The organism is Actinomadura bangladeshensis, from assembly GCF_004348335.1.
Classification (GTDB): Bacteria; Actinomycetota; Actinomycetes; order Streptosporangiales; family Streptosporangiaceae; genus Spirillospora; species Spirillospora bangladeshensis.
In genome coordinates this window covers 34,750-57,508 of record NZ_SMJW01000016.1, presented here as the reverse complement: position 1 = coordinate 57,508, position 22,759 = coordinate 34,750, and the positions used below count along the sequence as shown (strand labels likewise).

Sequence of the window (22,759 nt, the reverse complement as noted above, 5' to 3'; positions counted from 1 at the left end):
GGACAAGATCGTCGTGGTGCTGACCCTGCAGCCGGCGGGGTCGTCGTTCCGGGCGGCGGCGGCGCGGATCACGGCGCTGACCAGGGACGTCTACCGGGCGGCGTGACGAGGGTCACAGGGCGGGGAAGGGTTGCGTCCCGACTGGGTCATCGGAAGCGGTGCGGCCGGACGGGAACGGAAATCCATGGCAAAGATCTGGGCTGTTTACCAGGTTGTGGGCGAATAGTCCTTCGCTGGCGTATGTAGCTTTTTTCTCCCAGGGGCAGTGACGCCGAACGGGGGACACAGGGTTGGCGGAAGAGGAGGGCACCCAGCCCGGGGTGCACGTTGCGGACCTGGAGGACCTGCGGGGCGCCGCGCATGACCGCGCGGTGCTGGCGGAGGCGCGGGTCGTGCTGGGACGGCGGCTCGGCGTCCCGCCGGGGGAGGCCCTGCAGCATCTGATCTGGCTCGCGCGCGATCTGGACATCGACCTCGCCGAGGCGGCGGCCCTGCTGGTCAAGGAGCGGGGCGAGGGCCCGGTGGGGGCGGTGCTCGCCGGGCGGCGCGCGCCGCGGGCCGAGGGCGGCACGGAGGAGCGCAAGGCCGTGCTGACCGAGGCCGAGGACGTCCTGCGCCGGGTGACCGCCGAGGACACCGGGGGCGACGCCGAGATCCTCGCCGAGGTGGGCGACGACCCCGTGGCGCGGGCGGTGCTGGACGGGACGCTCGACTCCTGCGCGCACCTGGTGCCGGTCCGGGGGGCCGACGGGGCCGTGGCCGACTTCCTCTACGCCGAGTTGAATGTCGCCGCCCGGGACATGTTCGGGCGCGGCGGGGCGGAGCTGACCGGGCTCCGGCTGCTGCGGACGGATCCGGGCGCGGTGCTCAGCGGGCTCTTCGACGATTACGTCGAGGTGCTGGAGACGGGCAGGCCAGCGGAGCGCCCCTCGATCATGTACTCCACCGCCCAGCGCGGCCTGTCCCGGTCGTCCCGGATGAGCGTCCGGTGCGTGCGGGTGCCGACCGGGGTGTGCGTCACGTGGCGGTACCACGCCGCCGAGGACCGCGTCGCGCGGCGGCTGGAGCGGGTCGAGCGGCTGGCGCTGATCGGCTTCGGCGAGTGGGACCTCGCGACCGGGGAGTCGGACTGGACGCCGCAGATGCGGGCCAACTACGGCCTCGCCCCCGACGAGGTGCCGCCGATGCCGCACGACCTGCCGAAGGCCGTGGCGGACGACGACCTGCCGCTGGTGGAGGAGGCCGTCCAGACGATGTTCTCGCGCCGGGAGCCGGTGGAGGCCGAGCACCGCGTGATCGGGCAGGACGGCACGCCGCGGCACCTGTGGCTGTTCGCCGAGCCGGTGCTCGGCGACTCCGGGCTGCCGGTCTCGATCAACGTCGTCTCGCAGGACATCACCCGGCGCCGCGGCGTCGAGCGGGCGCTCGCCGAGACCCGCCGGCAGATGCTGAAGCAGCAGGCGCGGACGGCGCAGGAGCGGAAGGTCGCGGTGACGCTGCGCCGCGCGATCCTGCCGGACGAGGACGAGGTGGAGCAGCTGCCGGGCCTCGGCATGGCGGTCCGCAGCCTGGCGGCGGAGAGCACCGCCCGCATCGGCGGGGACTGGTTCGCGACCCGCGCGCTGCCGGACGGCCGGGGCCTGTTCGCCATCGGGGACGCGGCCGGGCACGGGCTGCCGGCGGCGGCCGCGATGGCGCGGACCCGCAACGGCCTGCTCGGCCTCGCCTGCACGGGGGAGCCGGCGGGGCGGCTGGTGGGCTGGCTGAACGAGCTGGTCGGCACCATGGACCCGCCCGCGACGGGCACGGCGATCGTCGCCCACTACGACCCGTCCCGCCGGGCGCTGGAGTGGACGTGCGCGGGCCACCCGCCGCCGATCCTGGTCCGGGAGGGACGGGCGGCGCCGCTGGAGGTCGTCCGGGACCCGATGCTCGGCGCCATGCCCTGGCACTACACGACGATCGGCACCGAGCTGCACCCGGGGGACCTGCTGTTCCTCTACACCGACGGCCTGGTGGAGCGCAGGGACGCCGACCTGGACGAGCGCATCGGCCGCCTCACCGCGATCCTGCAGGACTCCTCGATGCGCCCGGATCTGGCCCTCGACGAGGTGATGGCGCGGATGGAGTTCGACCGGGCGGCGGACGACACCACGCTGTTCGCCCTGCACATCGAGTGACCGGGCGCACGCGCGGTCCCGAGAGGCCGATTCGTGTGAGCTAGGACTCAGTCAGGGCGGTGGTCGGGGCCGGTGCGCGGGGAGGGGCCGGGTGCCGGCCGCCGCGCACTCAGACGTTCTTTACCTTATGCTCATCTGCCGGTAAGCCCTGCGGGCAAAGGGCTGAGGGGCACTCGGGGAAAGATCGGGAACACCCGGCGGCCGGACGCTGTTGGTGAATCCTTGGAAGGGCATGAAGCGGGCATAAACGAGGTTTGTGTCTGGTTTGCTTTTCTTGAGAAGGTTGCTACCTTCTATCCGAATCCCGCAGCGCACCCCATGCGTTGCCGCCGGCCGCGCCACGCGCGGCCGAGGATCGCGGAGCGGTACCCGCACGCGATGCGCGCCACCTGACGCGCGCACCCTCACCGAGATCAGTCGCTGAGATCCATCCGAATAGTCTGCGCCGCGTCACGCGGTGCGAGGCCGAGTCCGTCCCGGTCCACGCGACCGGACGGAGCCGGGGACCCAATGTTCCAGGGGTGAATCGGCGCGTCGAGAGCCGCGCCGTAGGGCTGCTTCCATGCCCGAATCCGTCAGCTAACCCGGTAGGCGTCATGGAAGACAAGGAGATTCCCTGCATGACCGGTCGTTTCGATCGACTTTCGCTCAACCGCTTCTCGTCCGAGGACAAGGCCGTCGGCGTCGCCGCCGGCGCGGTCCTGGCCGGAGCCGTCGGGCTCGCCGTCCTCAACCCCCTCGCCGGTGGCAGTGCCGCGGCCGAGACGCCCGCTCAGGCGGCGGCGGCCGTCGCCGAGCAGAGCACCGCGTCGAAGAGCGCCGCGTCCAAGAGCGCCGCGTCCAAGGGCTCCGCGGCCATGACCACCGCCGAGGCCAAGAAGGCCGGCTACAAGGTCGCGCCGCGCGCCGTCGAGGCCTCCGAGGTCATCAAGCTGGCCCAGAAGCAGGTCGGCATCAGCGAGGGCAAGGGCGGCCAGACCAAGTTCCACAACTGGTACGTCTCGACCCCGCACGCCAAGGCCACCGCGCAGCGCGACGGCGGGTTCTCCGTCAAGGCCTACAACGGCGCCCAGTGGTGCGACATGTTCGTGTCCTGGCTCGGCGCCCAGACCGGCGTGAAGAACATGGGCTGGGACGCCTACACCGTCCAGCACGCCAGCTGGTTCAAGAAGACCGACCGCTGGGGCAAGAAGCCCAAGCCGGGCGCCGTCGTGTTCTTCGACTGGAAGAACGGCTCCAGTGGCTCCATCGGTGACATCGACCACGTCGGCCTCGTCGTGAAGGACAACGGCAACGGCACCGTCACCACCATCGAAGGCAACAAGGACGACGCGGTGAAGAAGGAGGTCCGCGACAAGTCGCAGATCGTGGGCTACGGCTACCCGGACTACGCGAAGAGCTGACCTCCGGCTCGTCGAGCCCGGCACACCGAAGATTCTCCAGACCTGAAGGCGTCCGGCCCCGGCCGGGCGCCTTCAGGCGTTCCTGGTGATCTGCGCCATGTCTCCGCTCAAGACGGGTAATGCGAAGCATTGGCAGCCTTTGATCCTGCTTGGACCTCAGTGCGGAGTTCCGGGATAGGAATCACTGGCGACGCGTCCGACCGGCTCCTGCGGCCGGCTCAGTCCCCGGCGGAACCGGGGGAAGGGGGATGCCCATGCCGGTGCGCCCGGATGTGAGCGTGGTGGTGATCGCCTACAACGACGCCCGGCGGCTGCCCCGGGCGGTCGCCTCGTCCCTGGCGCAGTCGCTGGGCGGCGTCGAGACCGTGATCGTCGACGACGCCAGCACCGACGGCACCGGGGAGGTCGCCGACGGGCTCGCCGCCGCGCACCCGGGGCGGGTCCGGGCCGTCCACCTGACGTCCAACTCCGGCGGGTGCGGACGGCCCCGCAACACCGGGATCGACGCGTCGTCCGGCCGCTTCCTGATGTTCCTCGACAGCGACGACCTGCTGGACCGGCACGCCTGCCTCAACCTGGTCGCCGCGGCCGAGGACACCGGCGCCGACCTGGTCTCCGGCCTCTGCGACCGGGTCTTCCTGGACGTCCCCGCGGGCGCGAAGGGGCGCATCCGCCCCTGGTATCCGTGGCTTTACCGGAACAGCGCCGTGTACGGGTCGCTGGCCGAGAACCCCGACCTCCTCTACGACACCCTGTCGACCAACAAGGCCTACCGGCGCGGTTTCCTGGAAGAGCACGGGCTCCGGTTCGTCGAACGGCTGCATTACGAGGACCTGCTGTTCACCGCCGAGGCGTACCTGGCGGCGGGCCGCACCGCGCTGATCCCGCACCGCGTCTACCACTGGCTCGTCCGGCAGCGGACGGCGGCGCCGTCGATCTCCAACCGGCGCGCCGAGCTGGCCAACTTCGCCGACCGGCTGGAGATCCACCGGCGCATCGACATGCTGTTCACGCTGCGCGGCGCGCACGATCTGCGGCAGGCCAAGGACGTGAAGTTCATCAACCACGACCTGGTCCTCTACCTGCGCGAGCTGCGCGACCGCGACGCCGGGTACCGGGAGCGCTTCCTGGACCTCGCGGCCGGCTACCTCGCCGAGCTGGACCCGGGCGTCTTCGAGCTGGCCAACCCGATGCCCGCGATCGCCGCGTACCTGATCCGGGAGGGCGACCACGACGGGGCGCTCGCGGCCGCCGAGTACCGGCCCGCCGAGCGGCCCGAGCTGCGCGCGCGGCTGGTGGAGCGCGACGGGCGGGTCTTCTGGGGCGCGGGACGGCCGCGCGGGACGCTCGGCCGCACGATCCTGGACGTCACACGCTTCGGCTTCCACGTCCGGCCGCTGAAGGAGCTGCGCCCGGCCAACACGGTGACGCGGCTGGAGATGCGCGGCGAGCGCCTCCTGATGGCCGGGCACGTGCTGAACCCCCTGGACCGCGTCCCCCCGGACGCCGAGCTGGCCGGGACGCTGGAGTTCTGCGACCGCCGCCGCCGCGCCCGCCGGGCGCGGGCCCGCGCGACCGTGCGCCACGAGGGGGAGCGGCTGGCGTGGCGGTCGGAGTTCGCCCCGGCCGCGCGGATCAGGCCCGTCGGGTTCATCGATCCCGTCTGGGACGTGCGGCTCCGCGTCCGGGTGGACGGCGAGGAGATGGTCACCCGCCCCGGCGAGGGCCGCGGATCCCCGTCGCTGACGGGCGTCGCGCTGCCCGTCCGGCCCCGGCTGACCAGGGTCGCCGCGGACCGGCTCCGCTCCTACGTCACCGAGGGCGGGCACCTGGCCTTCGCACTGGAGACGGCGAACCCCTGGGCGCGGCTCGCCGGGGCCGCCGCGCTGCGCGCCGCCCGCTCGCCGGCGGGACGGCTCGCCTGGCGCCGGGCGCGCGACGCGGAGAAGGCCGTCCGGCGGAGGCTGACCTCGCGCACAACCAAGATCGCCGTGTTCAACCGGGTGCTGAGCCGGCTGCCGGTCCGGCCCGGCCTGGCCGTCTTCGAGAGCCATCTGGGCCGGCACTACTCGGACAACCCCAAGTACATCTACCGGGAGCTGCGCAGGACGGGCCGGCCGGTGCGGGCGGTGTGGGCGTACGCGTCGTCCCCCAAGGGGTTCCCGGACGACGCCGCGCTGGTCCGGCGGGGCTCGTGGGCGTACTTCCTGGCGCTGGCCCGCGCCGAGTTCTGGATCGACAACCAGGGCTACCCGGAGGGCCTCCGCAAGCGCCCGGAGACCACCTACATCCAGACCTGGCACGGTTCGGCGTTCAAGCTCATGGGCCTGGACCAGCCGCGGCTCAAGATCGCGCCCGCCGCCGAGCGGGCCCGGCTGCGCCGGATGGTGGAGCGCTACGACTGCTTCCTGGTGCGCTCCGGGCACGACGCCGAGACGCTCTGCGCGGGCCTCGGCGTCCGCTCTGAACTGCTTCCGGCCGGCTACCCGCGCAACGACCCGCTGGTCAACGGGGTGGGCGGCGACGCCGAGCTGGCCGCCGAGGTGGCGTCGCTCCGCGCGTCGCTCGGCCTCGGCGACGGGCGCCGCGCCGTCCTGTACGCGCCCACGTTCGCGACCGGGCCGAAGGGGCGGCCCGTCAAGCTGCTGGAGCCGCCCGTCGACCCGGAGCTCTTCGCGCGGGAACTGGGCGAGGAGTACGTGCTGCTCGTCCGGCCGCACTACCTGTGCCGGGCCAACGTCCCGCCCGGGGCCCGCGCGGTCATGCGGGACGTCGGCGCCGTGCCCGACGTCACCCCGCTGCTGCTGCTCGCGGACGCGCTGATCACCGACCACTCCTCGATCATGTTCGACTTCGCGCTGCTGGACCGGCCGATCATCCTGCACCTCCCGGACGGCCGCGACCTCACCACCGGCTACTTCGACCTGGACCGGCTCGGTCCCGGGCCGATCACCCGCACGCAGGAGGAGCTCGTCGCCGCGCTCGCCGGCCTGGACGCGGTGGAGGCCGTCCACGCGGCCCGGCGCCGCGCGTTCGCCGCGCGCTTCGGCGAGCACGACCGGGGCACCGCCGCCCGCACGGTGGTGGACCGCTACTTCCCGGCCGCGCGGCCGGACCGCAGGGGGAACAGGGGGGAACGCGATGGCCGCACGGCGTGACGTCTTCATCGTGTGCAACAACGCCGACGAGATGGGCGGGCTCCAGCGCTGGGCGCACCACATGGCGCGGCTGCTGGCCGGACGCGGCGACCGCGTCACGCTCGTCGGGATCACCCGCGGCCCGGAGCCGTACCACCACGGCCGCGACGGCTCCTACGCCGTCGAGGTCCTGCACCGCGAATGGCGGGCCCCGGTGATGGCGTGGCGGCCGAACAGGCCCCTGGACCGCCTGAACGCGGTGGCGCGCGCACGGGAGCTGCGGCGGGCGGCGGCCCAGCGGCGCGGCGCCGCCCGGCTGTCGGAGCTGTTCGCCGCCGCGGAGCCCGGCTCGGTGGTCATCGTGGCGCAGGTGTGGGCGATGGAGTGGGTGCGGCTCGCCGACACCTCCGGCCTGCGGGTCGTGGCGATGAGCCACGAGTCCTACAAGGCCACCCGCAGATCGACCCGGTACCGGCGGGTCAAGGAGCACTACAGGGACGCCGACCGGATGCTGGTCCTGACCGCCGAGGACGCCGACGCCTGGGCCCGGGACGGCATGACCAACGCCGACTACATCCCGAACCCATTGCACGTCACGCCGACCGTCCATCCCACGCTGGACCTCCCCGTGGTGGCCTGCGTCGGCCGCCTCTCCTACGAGAAGGGCATGGACCTGATGCTGGAGGCGTGGGGGCGGATCTCCGCGCGCCGCCCGGAGTGGCGGCTCCACATCTACGGCAGCGGCCCCGACGAGGCGGACCTGCGCGCCCGGGCGGCCGCGATGGCCGGCTCCGTGGAGTTCCGGGGCGTGGTCGCCGACGTCGAGGAGGCGCTGGTCGAGGCGTCGGTCTTCGCCCTGCCCTCGCGGTCGGAGGGCTTTCCGATGTCGGTGCTGGAGGCCATGGCGTACGGGCTGCCGACGGTGGCCTTCGACTGCGCGCCGGGGGTCCGGACGCTGATCGAGGACGGCCGGGGCGGGATCCTGGTCGAACCCGGCGACACGGCCGCGTTCGCGTCGGCCCTGGAGCGGCTCATCGACGACCCCGACCTGCGCCGCGCGCTGGGCGCCGAGGCGCGCGCCTCGGTACTCCGGTTCCACCCGGACGCCGTCCTCGCCCGCTGGGACCGGCTGTTCGACCTGCTCCACCGGGAACTGCCGCGGGCCGTGCCGGAGCGCCCCGCCGCGCCGGTCCCGGAACCGGCGGCCGAACCCGCACTGGGGAGTGATTCTTTCTAACAACTGTTTGGTAGAGTCCGGAGCGTGAACCAGAACGAGTCGCCGGCGGACCGCGCCTTCCGCGCCGAGGTCCGCGACTGGCTCCAGGCGAACCTGTCGGGGGAGTTCGCGCACGTCCGCGGGCTCGGCGGCCCCGGCCGCGAGCACGAGGCGTTCGAGGAGCGGCTGGCCTGGGAGCGGCACATGGCCGCGGCCGGCTGGACGTGCGTCGGCTGGCCGGCCGAGTACGGCGGGCGCGGCGCCAGCCTCGAGCAGCAGGTCATCTTCCACGAGGAGTACGCGCTCGCCGACGGCCCCGCCCGGGTCAACCACATCGGCGAGAACCTGCTCGGCCCCACGATCATCGCCTTCGGCACCGACGAGCAGCGCGCCCGCTTCCTCCCGCCGATCGTGGCGGTCGAGGAGCTGTGGTGCCAGGGCTACTCCGAGCCGGACGCGGGCTCCGACCTCGCCAACGTCCAGACCCGCGCCGAACTCGCCGGCGACCACTGGACGGTCAACGGCCAGAAGGTGTGGACGTCCCTCGCCCTCGAAGCCGACTGGTGCTTCGTCGTCTGCCGCACCGAGCCCGGCTCGTCCCGGCACAAGGGCCTGTCGTACCTGCTCGTCCCGATGAGGCAGGACGGCGTGGACATCCGGCCGATCATCCAGCTGACCGGCACCTCCGAGTTCAACGAGGTGTTCTTCGACGGCGCCCGCACCGACGCCGGCAACATCGTCGGCGCGCCCGGCGAGGGCTGGAAGATCGCGATGGCGACGCTCGGGTTCGAGCGCGGCGTCGCGACCCTCGGCCAGCAGGTGGGGTTCGCCCGCGAGTTCCAGGGCGTCGCCGACCTCGCCCGCCGCACCGGCGCCATCGACGACCCGCTGCTGCGCGACCGGCTGACCCGCTCCTACATGGGCCTGGAGATCATGCGGCTGAACGCCGTGCGGACCATGGCGGGCGTCGCCGCCGGAGCGCCCGGGCCCGAGTCGTCCATCTCCAAGCTCGTCTGGGGCACCTGGCACCGGGAACTGGGCGAGCTGGCCATGGACGTCCTCGGCGCGGCCGGCCTCGTCGCCGACGGCGAGCCCTCCGACCGCACTTCGGGCGAAGCCCAGGGGGTTCGGGGGTTCGCCCCCGGGGGGAGCTACGACCTGAACGACTGGCAGCGGCTGTTCCTGTTCTCCCGCTCCGACACGATCTACGCCGGGTCGAACGAGATCCAGCGCAACATCATCGCCGAGCGCGTGCTCGGGCTGCCCCGTGAACCGACCGCCAGCAGAGAGGCACGTGGATGACGCCGCCCCCCTACGTCCCCGGACACGGACTGCTCAAGGACCGCGCCGTCGTGATCACCGCGGCGGCCGGGGCCGGGATCGGCGGCGCCACCGCCCGCCGCTGCCTGGAGGAGGGCGCCCGCGTCCTGATCTCCGACACCCACGAGCGGCGGCTCACCGCGTCCGCGCAGGAGCTGGAGAAGGAGTTCGGCGCCGACCGCGTCGCCTCCCTGCCCTGCGACGTCACGTCCGAGGAGCAGGTGCGGGCCCTGTACGACCTGGCCGTGGAGCGCTTCGGGCGCATCGACGTCGCCGTCAACAACGCCGGCCTCGGCGGGACGGCCGACCTCGTCGACATGGCCGACGAGCAGTGGGACCGCGTGATCGACATCACCCTCAACGGCACTATGCGCTGCACCCGCGCCGCCCTGCGCGTCATGCGCGGCCAGGGCGCGGGCGTCATCGTCAACAACGCCTCGGTGATCGGCTGGCGGGCGCAGAAGGGCCAGTCGCACTACGCCGCCGCGAAGGCCGGCGTCATGGCGCTCACCCGCTGCTCCGCGCTGGAGGCCGCCGACTACGGCGTCCGGATCAACGCCGTCTCGCCGTCCCTGGCGATGCACCCGCACCTGGTCAAGGTGACCTCGGAGGAGCTGCTGGACGAGCTGACGCGCCGGGAGGCGTTCGGGCGCTACGCCGAGCCGTGGGAGGTGGCCAACGTTATCGTCTTCCTGGCCAGCGACTACTCCTCGTACATGACGGGCGAGGTCGTCTCCGTCTCCTCCCAGCACGCATAGGAAGCACATGAGTCCACGACGGCGCGACGCCGAGGGCACCGCCGCCGCCCGCGCGGAACGTCGGGCGGAACTGCTCGCCACGGCCGCCGAGGTGTTCGCCTCCCAGGGCTACTCCGCCACCACGGTCCGGAAGGTCGCCGACGCCGCCGGCATCCTCGGCGGCAGCCTCTACTACCACTTCGACTCCAAGGAGTCGATGGCCGACGAGATCCTCCGGACGTTCCTGGACGAGATGTGGGCCGGGTACGAGCGGATCCTCGCGGCGGACCTCAGCGCCCGGGACACCCTGGAGGCCATCGTCGCCCAGTCGTTCCGGTCGATAGACCGGCACCGGCCCGCCGTCGTCCTCTACCAGAACGAGTCCAAGCACCTCGCGACCAGCGAACGCTTCCACTACCTGCTCGACTCCCAGCGCCGGTTCGAGGAGATGTGGCTGTCCCTGCTGGACCGGGGCGTCAAGGAGGGCGCGTTCCGCGCCGACCTCGACCGGACCCTCGTGTACCGGTTCATCCGCGACACCGTCTGGGTCGCGGCGAACTGGTACCAGCACGGCGGGCGGCTGTCCGCCGACGACATCGCCAAGCAGTACCTCGCCATGTTCCTCGAAGGCATCCAGGCGAGCTAGACCCCCTGTACGAAGGAGAAGACCCCATGGCCGAGGCATACATCGTCGACGCCGTCCGCGCCCCCGTGGGGCGGCGCAACGGCGGGCTCGCCGGCGTGCACCCCGCCGACCTCGGCGCGCACGTCCTCACCGCGCTCATGGACCGGACGAGGATCGACCCGTCCGCCGTCGAGGACGTCGTGTTCGGCTGCGTCGACACCCTCGGGCCGCAGGCCGGCGACATCGCCCGCACCTGCTGGCTCGCCGCGGGGCTGCCCGAGGAGGTCCCCGGCGTCACCGTCGACCGGCAGTGCGGCTCCTCCCAGCAGGCCGTGCACTTCGCCGCGCAGGCCGTCCTGTCCGGGACGTCCGACCTGGTCGTCGCGGGCGGCGTGCAGAACATGTCGCAGATCCCGATCGCCTCGGCGATGACCGCCGCCGCGCCGCTCGGCTTCACCGAGGGCCCCTTCGCCGGCTCCAAGGGCTGGACGCGCCGCTACGGCGACACCGAGGTCTCCCAGTTCAACGGCGCCGAGATGATCGCCCGCGACTGGGACCTGTCCCGCGAGGACATGGAGAGGTTCGCCTACGAGTCGCACCAGCGCGCCATCCGCGCCATCGACGAGGGCCGCTTCGAGCGCGAGATCGCCCCCTACGAGGAGGTCGCCACCGACGAGGGGCCGCGCCGCGACACCACCCTGGAGAAGATGGCGGGCCTGAAGACCCTCGTGGACGGCGGACGCCTCACCGCGGCCGTCTCGTCCCAGATCTCCGACGGCTCCGCCGCGCTGCTCATCGCGTCCGAGCAGGCCGTCAAGGACCACGGGCTCACCCCGCGCGCCCGCATCCACCACATCTCCGCGCGCGGCGAGGACCCGATCCGGATGCTGTCCGCGCCGATCCCCGCCACCGCCTACGCGCTGAAGAAGACCGGGATGACGATCGGCGACATCGACGCCGTCGAGATCAACGAGGCGTTCGCGTCCGTCGTCCTCGCCTGGCTGAAGGAGACCGGAGCCGACCCGGCGAAGGTCAACCCGAACGGCGGCGCCATCGCCCTCGGCCACCCCCTCGGCGCCACCGGCGCCCGCCTCATGACCACCCTCCTCCACGAACTGGAGCGCACCGGCGGCCGCTACGGCCTCCAGACCATGTGCGAGGGCGGCGGCCAGGCCAACGTCACGATCATCGAACTGTGCTAGCCCAGGGGGGCGACCCCCTGGAACCCCCGTTACGGCCGAGAGGCCGTTTTCCGAGCCGCTGGCGCGTCTCAGGAAACGGCCTCTCGGCCGGCGGGTCGCGCGACCTCCGGGCGCTAGAGCGCCCTCCGGCCGCGCAACCCGTGTTCCGGTGGCTGAGGTTCAGACCTAGATAAGGAAACGGAGCTCGCCGTGGACGTGTTCGACAAGGCGCAGCTGGGGCCGCTGACGCTGCGCAATCGGGTGATCAAGGCCGCGACGTTCGAGGGGATGACCCCGGACGCGGTGGTGAGCGACGAGCTGATCGAGTACCACCGGCGGCCGGCCGCCGGGGGAGTGGGCATGACGACCGTCGCGTACTGCGCGGTCTCGCCCGAGGGGCGGACGGAGCGCGGGCAGATCTGGATGCGGCCCGAGGCCGTCCCCGGGCTGCGCCGCCTCACCGACGCCGTGCACGACGAGGGCGCCGCGGCGTCCGCGCAGATCGGGCACGCGGGGCCCGTCGCCGACGCCAGCTCCAACAGGCTGCCCGCCATCTCCGCGGGGCGGTTCTTCAACCCGCTCGGCATGGCCTTCACGAAGGTCGCCACGGCCGAGGACATCGAGCGCATCACCCGCGCGCACGCCGAGGCCGCGCGCCTGGCGATCGAGTCCGGCTTCGACGCCGTGGAGATGCACTTCGGGCACAACTACCTGGCCAGCTCGTTCCTCAGCCCCCGCCTCAACCGGCGCAAGGACGCCTACGGCGGCCCGATCGAGAACCGCGCCAAGGTCGCGCTCGGCATCGCCCGCGCCGTCCGCGACGAGGTCGGCGACCGCATCGCGGTCACCGGCAAGCTCAACATGCGCGACGGCGTCCGCGGCGGCCTGGACATCGACGACAGCCTGTACGTCGCGCGGAGACTCCAGGAAGAGGGCACGGTCGACGCGCTGGAGCTGACCGCCGGCAGCTCCCTGCTCAACCCGATGTACCTGTTCCGCGGCCCGATGCCGATCCCCGAGTTCGCGGCGAGCTACAAGCTCCCCATGCGCATCGGCCTGCGGATGTTCGGCAAGCAGTTCCTGCGCGTCTACCCCTACCAGGACGCCTATCTGCTGGAGCACGCCCGCAGGTTCCGGGCGGAACTCGACCTACCGCTGATCCTGCTGGGCGGCATCACCGACCGCGCGACCATGGACAAGGCGATGGAGGAGGGCTTCCAGTTCGTCGCCATGGCCCGCGCGCTGCTGCGCGAACCCGACCTGGTGAACCGCATCGCCGCGGACCCGTCCACGCCTTCCCTGTGCACGCACTGCAATCACTGTGTTCCGACGATCTACAAGGGCACCCACTGTCCTCTGATCCCGAGCTGATGCGGGCCGGCTAGGCGGCGGCCTCGGCGATCGCCGCTCCGCCGCGGCGTTCCTCGCTCGTCCGGCGGACATATGCCTTGATCTCGTTCGCGGTCTCCTCCTCGTCCCAGCCGAGGATCGGGGCGGCCAGGCCGGCGACGTGGGTCGCCGCCGCGACGCCGCCGTCCCACTCCTCGATCGCGATGCGGAGGCGTCGCGCGAGGACGTCCTCCAGGTGCAGCGCGCCCTCGTGCGTCACCGCGTAGACGGCCTCGGCGCACAGGTAGTCGCCGGCGCCGGGGATGGGCGCGCCGAGGGCCGGGTCGCCCGCGATCATCCGCAGGATCTCCCGGGTGCACGAGCCGTAGCGGCGCAGCAGGTGCTCGACGCGCGCGACGTGCAGGCCGGACGCGGCGGCGAGGCGGCGGCGCTCGTTCCACAGCACCTCGAAGCCGGTCGCGCCGAGGATGGGGAGCCGCGCGGTGACCGATTCGGGGACGGCGTCGTCCAGGCTCTCGGCGACGGCGTCGACGGCGTCCCGCGCCATCACCCGGTAGGTGGTGAACTTGCCGCCGGTGACCACGACCAGGCCCGGCACCGGCTCGGCGACCGCGTGCTCGCGCGACAGGCGGGCGGTGTCGTCCATCTCGCCGGACAGCAGCGGCCGGAGACCCGCGTAGACGCCCTCGATGTCGTCATGCGCGAGCGGGGTCCGCAGCACGGCGTTCGCCTGGTCGAGGAGGTAACCGACGTCGGTGTGGTCGGCGACGGGCTCGTCCGGGCCGTCGCCGTGCGGGGTGTCGGTGGTGCCGACGAGCCAGTGCCGCCCCCACGGGATGATGAACAGCACGCTCTTGGCCGTCCGCGTGATCAGGCCGGTGTCCATCGGGATGCGGTCGCGCGGCACGACCAGGTGGACGCCCTTGGACGCCTGCACGCCGAACGCCGCGCGGCATCCGGTCATCGCCTGCGCGCCGTCCGTCCACACGCCGGTCGCGCACACGACGCGCCGCGCCCGCACGTCGATCTCCCGGCCGCCCTCCAGGTCGAGGACGGTGGCGCCTGTGACCCGCTCGCCCTCGCGCAGGAACCCGGTGACCTCGGCGCGGGTGGCGACCGTCGCACCGTACTGGGCGGCGGTCCGGGCGACCATCATCGTGTAGCGGGCGTCGTCCACCTGCGCGTCGTAGTACTGGACGGCGCCGATCAGCGCGTCCGGGCGCAGCGCGGGGGCCCGGCGCAGCGCGGCGCGCCGGGTCAGCTGCCGGTGCCGGGGGAGCGCGCGGCTCCCGCCCATCGTGTCGTACAGGGTGACGCCCGCGCTGACGTACGCCCGCTCCCACACCCGGTTGCGCAGCGGATACAGGAACTGGACGGGGCGGACCAGATGCGGCGCCAGCCGGTGCAGCAGCAGGCCGCGTTCCCGCAGCGCTTCGCGCACCAGCCCAAAGTCGCGCTGCTCCAGATACCGCAGCCCGCCGTGGATCAGCTTGCTGGAGCGGCTGGAGGTCCCGGCCGCCCAGTCCCGCGCCTCCACGAGGGCGACGGACAGCCCCCGCGAGATCGCGTCCAGGGCCGCGCCGGCGCCGACGATGCCGCCGCCGACGACCAGGACGTCGAACTCGGTCTCGGCGAGGCCGCGCAGGGCGTCCTCCCGGTACCGCGGACCGAGCGCTACGGATGTCACTTCTCACTCCCAAAAAGGCGCGAACGGAGTTCGTCCATTGGATGGTGGTGGGTGGGGGCTGGAGGACGGTGTGAACGGAGTTCGTCCGTTGATTGGTGGTGGGCGGGGGCCGGTCAGTCGAGGTCGACCCAGTCGAGGGTCCGGTCGACGGCCTTCTTCCAGCCGGCGTAGCCGGCCTGGCGCTGGTCGTCGGTCCAGGTGGGCTGCCAGCGCCTGTCCTCGTTCCAGTTCTGGCGGAGCTCGTCGGTGGTGTTCCAGAAGCCGACGGCGAGGCCGGCGGCGTAGGCGGCGCCGAGCGCGGTGGTCTCGGCGACGACCGGGCGCGACACCGGGACGCCGAGGATGTCGGCCTGCATCTGCATGCACAGCTCGTTGGCCGTGATGCCGCCGTCGACGCGGAGGGTGTCGAGCGCGACGCCGGAGTCCGCGCGCATCGCCTCGACCACGTCGCGGGACTGGTAGCAGATGGCTTCGAGCGTCGCGCGGGCGACGTGGGCGTTGGTGTTGAACCGGGAGAGGCCGACGATCGCGCCGCGCGCGTCCGACCGCCAGTACGGGGCGAACAGGCCGGAGAACGCCGGGACGAAGTACACCCCGCCGTTGTCGTCGACCTGCCGGGCCAGCGACTCGCTCTCGGCGGCGCCGGAGATGATGCCGAGCTGGTCGCGCAGCCACTGCACCGCCGATCCCGTCACGGCGATCGACCCTTCGAGCGCGTAGACCGGCTTCTCGGAGCCGAACTGGTAGCAGACGGTCGTCAGCAGGCCGCTCTTCGACCGGACGAGCTCCTCGCCCGTGTTGAGCAGGAGGAAGTTGCCGGTGCCGTAGGTGTTCTTGGCCTCGCCGGGCGCGAAGCACACCTGCCCGACCATCGCCGCCTGCTGGTCGCCGAGCGCCGCGGTCAGCGGCACCTCGCCGCCGAAGGGGCCGTCCGCGCGCGTCACCCCGTAGGCGTCGGACGCCGAGGACGGCCTGATCTCCGGCAGCATCGGGCGGGGGATGCCGAAGAACGACAGCAGTTCGTCGTCCCAGGAGAGGGTCTCCAGGTCCATGAGCATGGTGCGGCTGGCGTTGGTCGGGTCGGTGACGTGGGCGCCGCCGTCCCTCCCGCCGGTGAGGTTCCACAGCACCCACGAGTCGGCCGTGCCGAAGATCGCGTCGCCGTTCTCCGCGGCCTCCCGCACCCCGTCGACGTTCTCCAGGATCCACTGGACCTTGCCGGCGGAGAAGTAGGTCGCCGGCGGCAGCCCGGCCTTGCGGCGGATGACGTCGCCCCGGCCGTCCCGCTCCAGGGCGGCGGCGATGCGGTCGGTGCGGGTGTCCTGCCAGACGATCGCGTTGGAGTAGGGGCGGCCGGTGCGCCGGTTCCACACCACGGCCGTCTCGCGCTGGTTGGTGATGCCGACGGCCGCGAGGTCGCCGTGGTGCAGGTTCGCCTTGGTGAGCGTGCTCTGGATGACGGCGCGGGTCCGCTCCCAGATCTCGGTCGGGTCGTGCTCGACCCAGCCGGCCCGGGGCAGGATCTGCTCGTGCTCCAGCTGGTGGCGGGCGACCTCGGTGCCGCCGTGGTCGAAGATCATGAAGCGGGTGCTGGTCGTGCCCTGGTCGAGGGCTCCGACGAAGTCGGCCATGCGCGCGGTCTCCTGGGACGAGGGGATGGGACGGGTCACGCCGTCTCGTACTGGGGTTCGGGCTTCGCGATCTCCTGGGCCGGCTCCTCCTCGGCGGGCAGGAACCGTCCGATCAGGGCCTTGTAGAGCCCGACGCCGAGCACGCCGCCGATGAGCGGGCCGATGATCGGGACCCAGAAGTAGAACTCGCCGTGCTGGTCCCGCCAGGCGCCGCCGTAGCCGGTGAGGAACGAGGCGAGCCGGGGGCCGAAGTCGCGGGCCGGGTTGATCGCGTAGCCGGCGTCGGTGCCGAACGCCATCCCGATCGCCACCACCAGCAGGCCGATCATGAACGGGGCGAGGTTGGCGAGCGGCGGCGCGTTGCGGACGTCGGTCAGCGCCTTGATCACGAAGAGCAGGATGGCGGTGCCGATGACCTGGTCGCGGAACGCTCCCCAGGTGCCGACCGGGAGGGTTCCGTTGCCGGGCAGGGTCGAGAACACGCCCTGCGTCTTGATGGTGTGGCCGGGGTCGACCTTGGCGAGCACCTCGCTGTAGTTCCAGCGGACGACCAGCGCCGCGACGAACGCCCCCGCGGTCTGCGCGGCGATGTAGGGGGCCGTCTTGCGCCAGGCGAACTCCCTGAACGCGGCGAGGGCGACGGTGACGGCCGGGTTGAGGTGGGCGCCGCTGATCCGCGCGGCGACGTAGACGCCGAGCGTGACGCCGAGACCCCAGGCCCAGGCGATGCTGTCGTGGCCGCCGAGGCCGGGGCCGCCGGCGACGACCTGCGCGACGACGCCGACGCCGAACAGGATGAGGATCATGGTGCCGGCGAACTCGGCCGCGAGCTCGCCGGCGAGGGCGGGGATTCCGGGTCGTCGTACTGCTCGTTCCGCTGCTCGTTCCGCCATGGGCGCTCCTCGGCAGAGGGGGTGGACGCGAGCCCCGTGAGGCTGGCCTGGACGCTAGGCCGGGACGGAACGGCGAACAACCGGACACTGCCGACAATGTCGAACACTTTCCCCGATGCCCGGCGCCGGTTACCCTCCAGTCTGTGCACCAGATCACTGAATCCGGGCAGTTCGGGGCGCAAAGGACGACGATTACGACGACTGCCGACATTGTCGGCACCCTGCCGGGCCGACTACCCTCGGATTCATGCCCGGACCTGTGCAGTCGATCGAGCGGGCCGCCGCGATCCTGCGCCTGCTCGCCGCCAGCTCGGGCCGGCTCGGAGTCGGCGAGATCGCCAGTTCGCTCGGCCTCGCCCGGGGCACCGCGCACGGCATCCTGCGCACCCTGGAGCGCGTCGGATTCGTCGAGCAGGACGGCGGCACCGGCAAGTACCAGCTCGGCGCCGCCCTGCTGCATCTCGGCACCAGCTACCTGGACGTCAACGAGCTGCGCTCCCGCGCCATCAACTGGGCCGACGCGCTCGCCTCGCGCAGCGGCGAGGCCGTCCGGATCGGAACCCTGCTGGAGGGCAGGGTCCTGGTCGTGCACCACGTGTTCCGGCCGGACGACACGCTCCAGGCGATGGACGTCGGCTCCCTGCTGCCGCTGCACGCGACCGCGCTCGGCAAGGCGCTGCTCGCCCACGACGCCAACGCGGCGGCGTCGATCCGCGACACCGTCCTGGAGTCGTACTGCCGCCGCACCATCACCGATCCGCGCGAGCTCGCACGGGCCGCCACCCGGGTGCGGGAGAACGGCTGGGCCGCCGAGGTCGAGGAGCTGTCCATCGGCGACGCCGGCATCGCCGCGCCGATCCGCGGGTACGGGGGGCTCGTCGTCGGGGCCATCGGCATCTCCGGCGCGGTCGAGCGGATCTGCGACGCCCGCCGCGTCCCGGAGCCGAGGCTCGTCGCCTACGTGCGGGACGCGGCCCGCGCCGTCTCCCGCGACCTCGGCGGCTCGCGCTGGTGACGCCCGCCCCGGCGGCGCTCACGCCGGTGGCGTCCGCACGGGGGGAGGCGGTCGCGCGTGACCGAGCGCTACGTGATGTCGATCGACCAGGGCACCACGTCCACCCGGTGCATCCTGTTCGACCACGGCGGCCGGCTGGTCTCGGTGGCGCAGCGTGAACACCGCCAGCACTTCCCGAGGCCCGGCTGGGTCGAGCACGACCCGGTGGAGATCTGGCGCAACCTCGAGCGGATCGCCCCGGAGGCGCTCGCCCAGGCGGGCGTGACCGCGGACCAGGTCGCCGCGGTCGGCATCGCCAACCAGCGGGAGACGACCGTCCTGTGGGACCGGGTGACCGGCGTCCCGATCGGCCGCGCCATCGTCTGGCAGGACATGCGCACCGGCGCCCTCGTGGACGAGCTCGGCCGCGCGCCCGGCGCCGCGATGGTCACCGAGCGCAGCGGCCTGCCCCTCGCCACCTATTTCTCCGCCCCGCGCATCCGCTGGCTGCTCGACCACACGCCCGGCCTGCGGGAGCGCGCCGAGCGCGGCGAGGTGCTGTTCGGCACGATGGAGAGCTGGCTGATCTGGAACCTGTCCGGTGGCGTCGACGGCGGCGTCCACGTCACGGACGTGACCAACGCCGGCCGCACCCTGCTGATGGACCTGCACACCCTCGCCTGGGACGACGGCCTGCTCGACTTCTTCGGCGTTCCGAAGGCGATGCTGCCGGAGATCAGGTCGTCCACCGAGACCTACGGGACGGCCCGCCGCGTCTTCCCGGGCGTGCTGATCGGCGCGGCCCTCGGCGACCAGCAGGCCGCCCTGTTCGGGCAGACGTGCTTCGCCCCGGGCGAGACCAAGTGCACCTACGGGACGGGCGCGTTCCTGCTGATGAACACCGGCACCGCGCCGGTGAAGTCGGACAACGGGCTGCTCACCACCGTCGGCTACAAGATCGGTGACGAGCCCGCCGTGTACGCGCTGGAGGGCTCCATCGCGATCACCGGCGCGCTCGTCCAGTGGTTCCGGGACGGCCTCGGGCTGATCACCACCGCGCCGGAGATCGAGACCCTCGCCCGGTCGGTCGGCGACAACGGCGGCTGCTACATCGTCCCCGCCTTCTCCGGGCTGTTCGCGCCGCACTGGCGCAGCGAGGCGCGCGGCATCATCGTCGGCCTCACGTCCTACATCACGAAGGGGCACCTGGCGCGGGCCGTGCTGGAGGCGACCGCCTGGCAGACCCGCGAGGTCGTCGACGCGATGAACGCCGACTCCGGGCTCGGCCTCAAGGAGCTGAAGGCCGACGGCGGCATGACGTCCGACAACCTCGTCATGCAGATGGTCGCGGACGTGCTGAACGTGCCGGTGGAGCGGCCGATGGTGGTCGAGACGGTGTCGCTCGGCGCCGCCTACGCCGCCGGGCTCGCCGTCGGCTACTGGGCGGGGCTGGAGGGGCTGCGGCGCAACTGGCACCGCGCCGCCCGCTGGGTCCCGGCCATGGAGCCGGCGCGGCGCGCGGCCGAGTACGACAACTGGAGGCGCGCCGTCGAGCGCACCTTCGACTGGATCCGCAGCGGTGAGGACCCCGCCTCGGCCCCGTGAACCCGGACCCCGCCGGGCCCGGCACCCCCCCAAGCGGGGCGATCTCTCATATATTTGATGTGCCCATGCCCCGCAGGCCCACGGGAGACGATGACTGTGGCCGGTACCGGCGACCACGCCCTCGGCAGGCGCCGCCAGCTGAGCGACGAGGTGGCCGACCACGTCCGCGACCTCATCATGGCGGGCCGGGTCAGGCACGGCGAGTTCCTGCGCCTGGAGCGGATCGCCGAGGACCTCGGGATCAGCGTGACCCCCGTCCGGGAGGCGCTGCTGTCGCTGCGCGGCGAGGGCTTCGTGACCCTGGAGCCCCGGCGCGGGTTCATGCCGGCGCCGCTGACCCGGCAGGACGTCCAGGACCTGTTCGAGGCGCAGGCGTACTTCGCCGGCGAGCTGGCCGCCCGCGCCGCCGGGAGGATCACCGAGCCGGAGCTGGCGGCGCTCGACCGGACCCAGGCGCAGCTGGAGGAGGCGTTCGAGGCCGGGGACTCGGCCGGCATCGAGCGCGCCAACCACCGGTTCCACCGGGCGATCAACCTGTGCGCCGGGTCGCCGAAGACCGCCTTCCTGCTGCAGACCGTCGTCAGGTACGCGCCGCGCCGCTTCTACGCGAGCATCGACGGCTGGACGCGGGCGTCCGCCGACGACCACCGCCTCGTCCTCGCCGCGCTGCGGGCCGGGAACGCCGACGCCGCGCGGCAGGCGATGCGCGCCCACATCCGGCACGCGGGGACCCTGCTCGTCGTCCACCTGGAGGCCCAGGGGTTCTGGGCGGCCGAGCCGGAGTGACGGCCCTTTCCGCGGCGCCGTATCGTATAAAAAATTTCCCGGGAGGGCTGATGGACGACCGGGTGGTCACGGTCACCGACCACGATGGAGCGCGCGTGCTCACGCTGAACCGGCCGGAGGCGCGCAACGCGATCGACATCCCGATGCGCGAGCTGCTCCTGGCGGAGCTGCGGCGCGCCGCCGGCGACCCGGCGGTCCGCGCGATCGTGCTGACCGGCGCGGGCGGGACGTTCTCGGCGGGCGGCGACGTCCGGTCGATGGAGGGCGCCGGCCCGGACGCCGTCCGCGCCCGCCTCGCGCCCGTGCACGAGGCCGTCCGGCTCATCGCCACCTGCGGGACCCCGGTGATCGCGGCCGTCGAGGGCGCCGCCGCCGGGCTCGGCGTGTCCCTCGCCGCCGTCTGCGACCACGTGGTCGCCGCCGAGGACGCCCGGTTCGTCGCCGCGTTCGGCAGGGTCGGCCTCGTCGCGGACGGCGGCCTGCTCTGGACGCTCCCGCAGCGCGTCGGCATGGGCCGCGCGAAGGAGATGCTCGTGTTCGGGCGGACGGTCCCCGCGCCCCGCGCCCACGAGATCGGCCTCGCCGACTCCCTCGCCCCGTCCGGCGGGGCACTCGACGCCGCGCTCGCACTCGCCGCCGAGGCGGCCGCGCTCGCCCCGCTGTCGGTCGCCGCCGCCAAGCAACTGCTGGCCTGCACCGACATCGCTCCGGACGAGCTGCTGGAGGCCGAGTTGGAGGAGCAGGCGGCCCTGTTCGGCACCGCCGACTTCGCCGAGGGGCGCGCCGCGTTCGCCGAGCGCCGGCCGCCCCGCTTCGAAGGCCGCTAGGGAGGAGCGACGTGAGCAGGCTGCAGCAGACCCACGGGCTGACGGACGAGCAGCGGGAGATCATCGCGACGGTCCGGGCGTTCGTCGACCGGGAGATCCTCCCGGTCGCCACCGCCCTGGAGCACGCGGACGAGTACCCGCAGGCCATCGTGGACCGCATGAAGGACCTCGGCCTCTTCGGCCTGATGATCGACGAGGAGCACGGCGGGCTCGGCGAGTCGCTGCTGACCTACGCGCTGGCCGTGGAGGAGTTGTCGCGCGGCTGGATGAGCGTGTCCGGCATCGTCAACACCCACTTCATCGTCGCCTGGATGATCACCCACCACGGGACGCCCGAGCAGAAGGCCCACTACCTGCCGAAGATGGCGGCGGGTGAGATCCGCGGCGCGTTCTCGATGTCGGAGCCCGGCTGCGGCTCGGACGTCTCCGCGATCACGACCCGCGCCGTCCCGGACGGCGACGACCACCTGATCAGCGGTCAGAAGATGTGGCTGACGAACGGCGGCTCGGCCAACCTCGTCGCGACGCTCGTCAAGACCGACCCGGACGCCGGCCACCGCGGCATGACCACGTTCCTCATCGACAAGACCCCAGGGTTCGGCGAGGTCGCGCCCGGCCTGACCGTCCCGGGCAAGATCGAGAAGATGGGCTACAAGGGCGTCGACACCACCGAGCTGATCTTCGACGGGTACCGCGTCCCGTCCTCCCAGATCCTCGGCGGGACGCCGGGCCGCGGCTTCTACCAGATGATGGACGGCGTCGAAGTCGGCCGCGTCAACGTGGCGGCGCGCGGTTGCGGCGTCGCCAAGCGCGCCTACGAGCTGGCCCTCGGCTACGCGCGGCAGCGCGAGACGTTCGGCAGACCGATCGCCGAGCACCAGGCCGTCCTGTTCCGCCTCGCCGAGATGGCGACCAAGGTGGAGGCCGCGCACCAGATGATGGTGATGGCGGCGCGCCGCAAGGACTCCGGCGAGCGCAACGACCTTGAGGCCGGCATGGCGAAGTACCTCGCCGGCGAGTACTGCAAGGAGGTCGTCGAGGACGCGTTCCGCATCCACGGCGGCTACGCCTACTCCACGGAGTACGAGATCGAACGCCTCTACCGCGAGGCCCCGATGCTGCTCATCGGCGAGGGCACCGCCGACATCCAGAAAATGATCATCGGCCGCCGCCTCCTGGAGGGCTGA

Annotated in this window: 17 protein-coding genes and 1 riboswitch; of the genes, 14 read left to right on the top strand and 3 right to left on the bottom strand. The window is 72.7% G+C overall.

Annotated elements, in window-relative coordinates:
• Positions 1-290 precede the first annotated feature (290 nt).
• From E1284_RS05605 to E1284_RS05565, 9 genes are all read left to right on the top strand, one after another.
• The gene (locus E1284_RS05605; protein WP_131937769.1) at positions 291-2,180 is read left to right on the top strand and encodes a PP2C family protein-serine/threonine phosphatase; all 1,890 of its coding nucleotides are present in this window, start codon (positions 291-293) and stop codon (positions 2,178-2,180) included.
• Positions 2,181-2,633: 453 nt separating this feature from the next.
• Positions 2,634-2,789: riboswitch (cyclic di-AMP (ydaO/yuaA leader) on the top strand.
• Positions 2,790-2,800: 11 nt separating this feature from the next.
• Positions 2,801-3,583: a CHAP domain-containing protein gene (locus E1284_RS05600; protein ID WP_131937767.1), complete on the top strand. Its 783-nt coding sequence runs from the start codon at positions 2,801-2,803 to the stop codon at positions 3,581-3,583.
• Positions 3,584-3,837: 254 nt separating this feature from the next.
• Entirely contained in the window at positions 3,838-6,741 is a 2,904-nt protein-coding gene (locus E1284_RS43595) for a bifunctional glycosyltransferase/CDP-glycerol:glycerophosphate glycerophosphotransferase (protein WP_131937765.1), read from the top strand.
• The gene (locus E1284_RS05590) at positions 6,725-7,957 is read left to right on the top strand and encodes a glycosyltransferase (RefSeq protein WP_131937763.1); all 1,233 of its coding nucleotides are present in this window, start codon (positions 6,725-6,727) and stop codon (positions 7,955-7,957) included. Before E1284_RS43595 ends, E1284_RS05590 begins: the two co-directional genes overlap by 17 nt.
• A gap of 24 nt (positions 7,958-7,981) precedes the next feature.
• The gene (locus E1284_RS05585; protein WP_131937761.1) at positions 7,982-9,238 is read left to right on the top strand and encodes an acyl-CoA dehydrogenase family protein; all 1,257 of its coding nucleotides are present in this window, start codon (positions 7,982-7,984) and stop codon (positions 9,236-9,238) included.
• Positions 9,235-10,014 (top strand): SDR family oxidoreductase, encoded by a 780-nt coding sequence (locus tag E1284_RS05580; RefSeq protein WP_131937759.1) that lies wholly within the window; start codon positions 9,235-9,237, stop codon positions 10,012-10,014. The genes E1284_RS05585 and E1284_RS05580 overlap by 4 nt, the downstream gene beginning before the upstream one ends.
• A gap of 7 nt (positions 10,015-10,021) precedes the next feature.
• A complete protein-coding gene (locus E1284_RS05575) occupies positions 10,022-10,639 on the top strand; it encodes a TetR/AcrR family transcriptional regulator (protein WP_131937757.1) in 618 nt (205 codons plus the stop codon).
• A gap of 26 nt (positions 10,640-10,665) precedes the next feature.
• Positions 10,666-11,820 carry an acetyl-CoA C-acetyltransferase gene (locus E1284_RS05570; RefSeq protein WP_131937755.1) on the top strand — a complete coding sequence of 385 codons (1,155 nt, stop codon included), beginning with the start codon at positions 10,666-10,668 and terminating at the stop codon, positions 11,818-11,820.
• A gap of 189 nt (positions 11,821-12,009) precedes the next feature.
• Positions 12,010-13,170 carry an NADH:flavin oxidoreductase gene (locus tag E1284_RS05565; protein ID WP_131937753.1) on the top strand — a complete coding sequence of 387 codons (1,161 nt, stop codon included), beginning with the start codon at positions 12,010-12,012 and terminating at the stop codon, positions 13,168-13,170.
• Between the two features lie 10 nt (positions 13,171-13,180).
• On the opposite strand, the gene E1284_RS05560 is transcribed toward E1284_RS05565, so the two are convergent.
• The 3 genes from E1284_RS05560 to E1284_RS05550 form a co-directional block, all read right to left on the bottom strand.
• Positions 13,181-14,836 carry a glycerol-3-phosphate dehydrogenase/oxidase gene (locus E1284_RS05560; protein ID WP_131937751.1) on the bottom strand — a complete coding sequence of 552 codons (1,656 nt, stop codon included), beginning with the start codon at positions 14,834-14,836 and terminating at the stop codon, positions 13,181-13,183.
• A 113-nt stretch (positions 14,837-14,949) separates the two neighbouring features.
• A complete protein-coding gene (glpK, locus tag E1284_RS05555) occupies positions 14,950-16,467 on the bottom strand; it encodes a glycerol kinase GlpK (protein WP_131937786.1) in 1,518 nt (505 codons plus the stop codon).
• Between the two features lie 35 nt (positions 16,468-16,502).
• Positions 16,503-17,360 carry an MIP/aquaporin family protein gene (locus E1284_RS05550; RefSeq protein WP_131937749.1) on the bottom strand — a complete coding sequence of 286 codons (858 nt, stop codon included), beginning with the start codon at positions 17,358-17,360 and terminating at the stop codon, positions 16,503-16,505.
• 247 nt (positions 17,361-17,607) lie between these two features.
• Between E1284_RS05550 and E1284_RS05545 the strand changes: the two genes are divergently transcribed.
• The 5 genes from E1284_RS05545 (at position 17,608) to E1284_RS05525 (ending at position 22,759) form a co-directional block, all read left to right on the top strand.
• Positions 17,608-18,375 carry an IclR family transcriptional regulator gene (locus E1284_RS05545; protein ID WP_131937747.1) on the top strand — a complete coding sequence of 256 codons (768 nt, stop codon included), beginning with the start codon at positions 17,608-17,610 and terminating at the stop codon, positions 18,373-18,375.
• Between the two features lie 57 nt (positions 18,376-18,432).
• Complete coding sequence (glpK, locus tag E1284_RS05540) at positions 18,433-19,959, top strand: glycerol kinase GlpK (protein ID WP_131937745.1); 1,527 nt, start codon at positions 18,433-18,435, stop codon at positions 19,957-19,959.
• A 90-nt stretch (positions 19,960-20,049) separates the two neighbouring features.
• Positions 20,050-20,745 (top strand): GntR family transcriptional regulator, encoded by a 696-nt coding sequence (locus tag E1284_RS05535; protein WP_131937743.1) that lies wholly within the window; start codon positions 20,050-20,052, stop codon positions 20,743-20,745.
• A gap of 50 nt (positions 20,746-20,795) precedes the next feature.
• On the top strand, positions 20,796-21,572 hold the full coding sequence (locus E1284_RS05530; protein WP_131937741.1) for an enoyl-CoA hydratase/isomerase family protein: 777 nt from the start codon (positions 20,796-20,798) through the stop codon (positions 21,570-21,572).
• A gap of 11 nt (positions 21,573-21,583) precedes the next feature.
• Positions 21,584-22,759, top strand: a complete 1,176-nt coding sequence (locus tag E1284_RS05525) for an acyl-CoA dehydrogenase family protein (RefSeq protein ID WP_131937739.1) — start codon at positions 21,584-21,586, stop codon at positions 22,757-22,759.

Coding starts and splice junctions, on each gene's coding strand:
- E1284_RS05600 (WP_131937767.1), top strand. CDS start 2,801: ATGACCGGTCGTTTCGATCGACTTTCGCTCAACCGCTTCTCGTCCGAG.
- E1284_RS43595 (WP_131937765.1), top strand. CDS start 3,838: ATGCCGGTGCGCCCGGATGTGAGCGTGGTGGTGATCGCCTACAACGAC.
- E1284_RS05590 (WP_131937763.1), top strand. CDS start 6,725: ATGGCCGCACGGCGTGACGTCTTCATCGTGTGCAACAACGCCGACGAG.
- E1284_RS05580 (WP_131937759.1), top strand. CDS start 9,235: ATGACGCCGCCCCCCTACGTCCCCGGACACGGACTGCTCAAGGACCGC.
- E1284_RS05575 (WP_131937757.1), top strand. CDS start 10,022: ATGAGTCCACGACGGCGCGACGCCGAGGGCACCGCCGCCGCCCGCGCG.
- E1284_RS05570 (WP_131937755.1), top strand. CDS start 10,666: ATGGCCGAGGCATACATCGTCGACGCCGTCCGCGCCCCCGTGGGGCGG.
- glpK (WP_131937786.1), bottom strand. CDS start 16,467: ATGGCCGACTTCGTCGGAGCCCTCGACCAGGGCACGACCAGCACCCGC.
- E1284_RS05550 (WP_131937749.1), bottom strand. CDS start 17,360: ATGGCGGAACGAGCAGCGGAACGAGCAGTACGACGACCCGGAATCCCC.
- E1284_RS05545 (WP_131937747.1), top strand. CDS start 17,608: ATGCCCGGACCTGTGCAGTCGATCGAGCGGGCCGCCGCGATCCTGCGC.
- E1284_RS05535 (WP_131937743.1), top strand. CDS start 20,050: ATGACTGTGGCCGGTACCGGCGACCACGCCCTCGGCAGGCGCCGCCAG.
- E1284_RS05530 (WP_131937741.1), top strand. CDS start 20,796: ATGGACGACCGGGTGGTCACGGTCACCGACCACGATGGAGCGCGCGTG.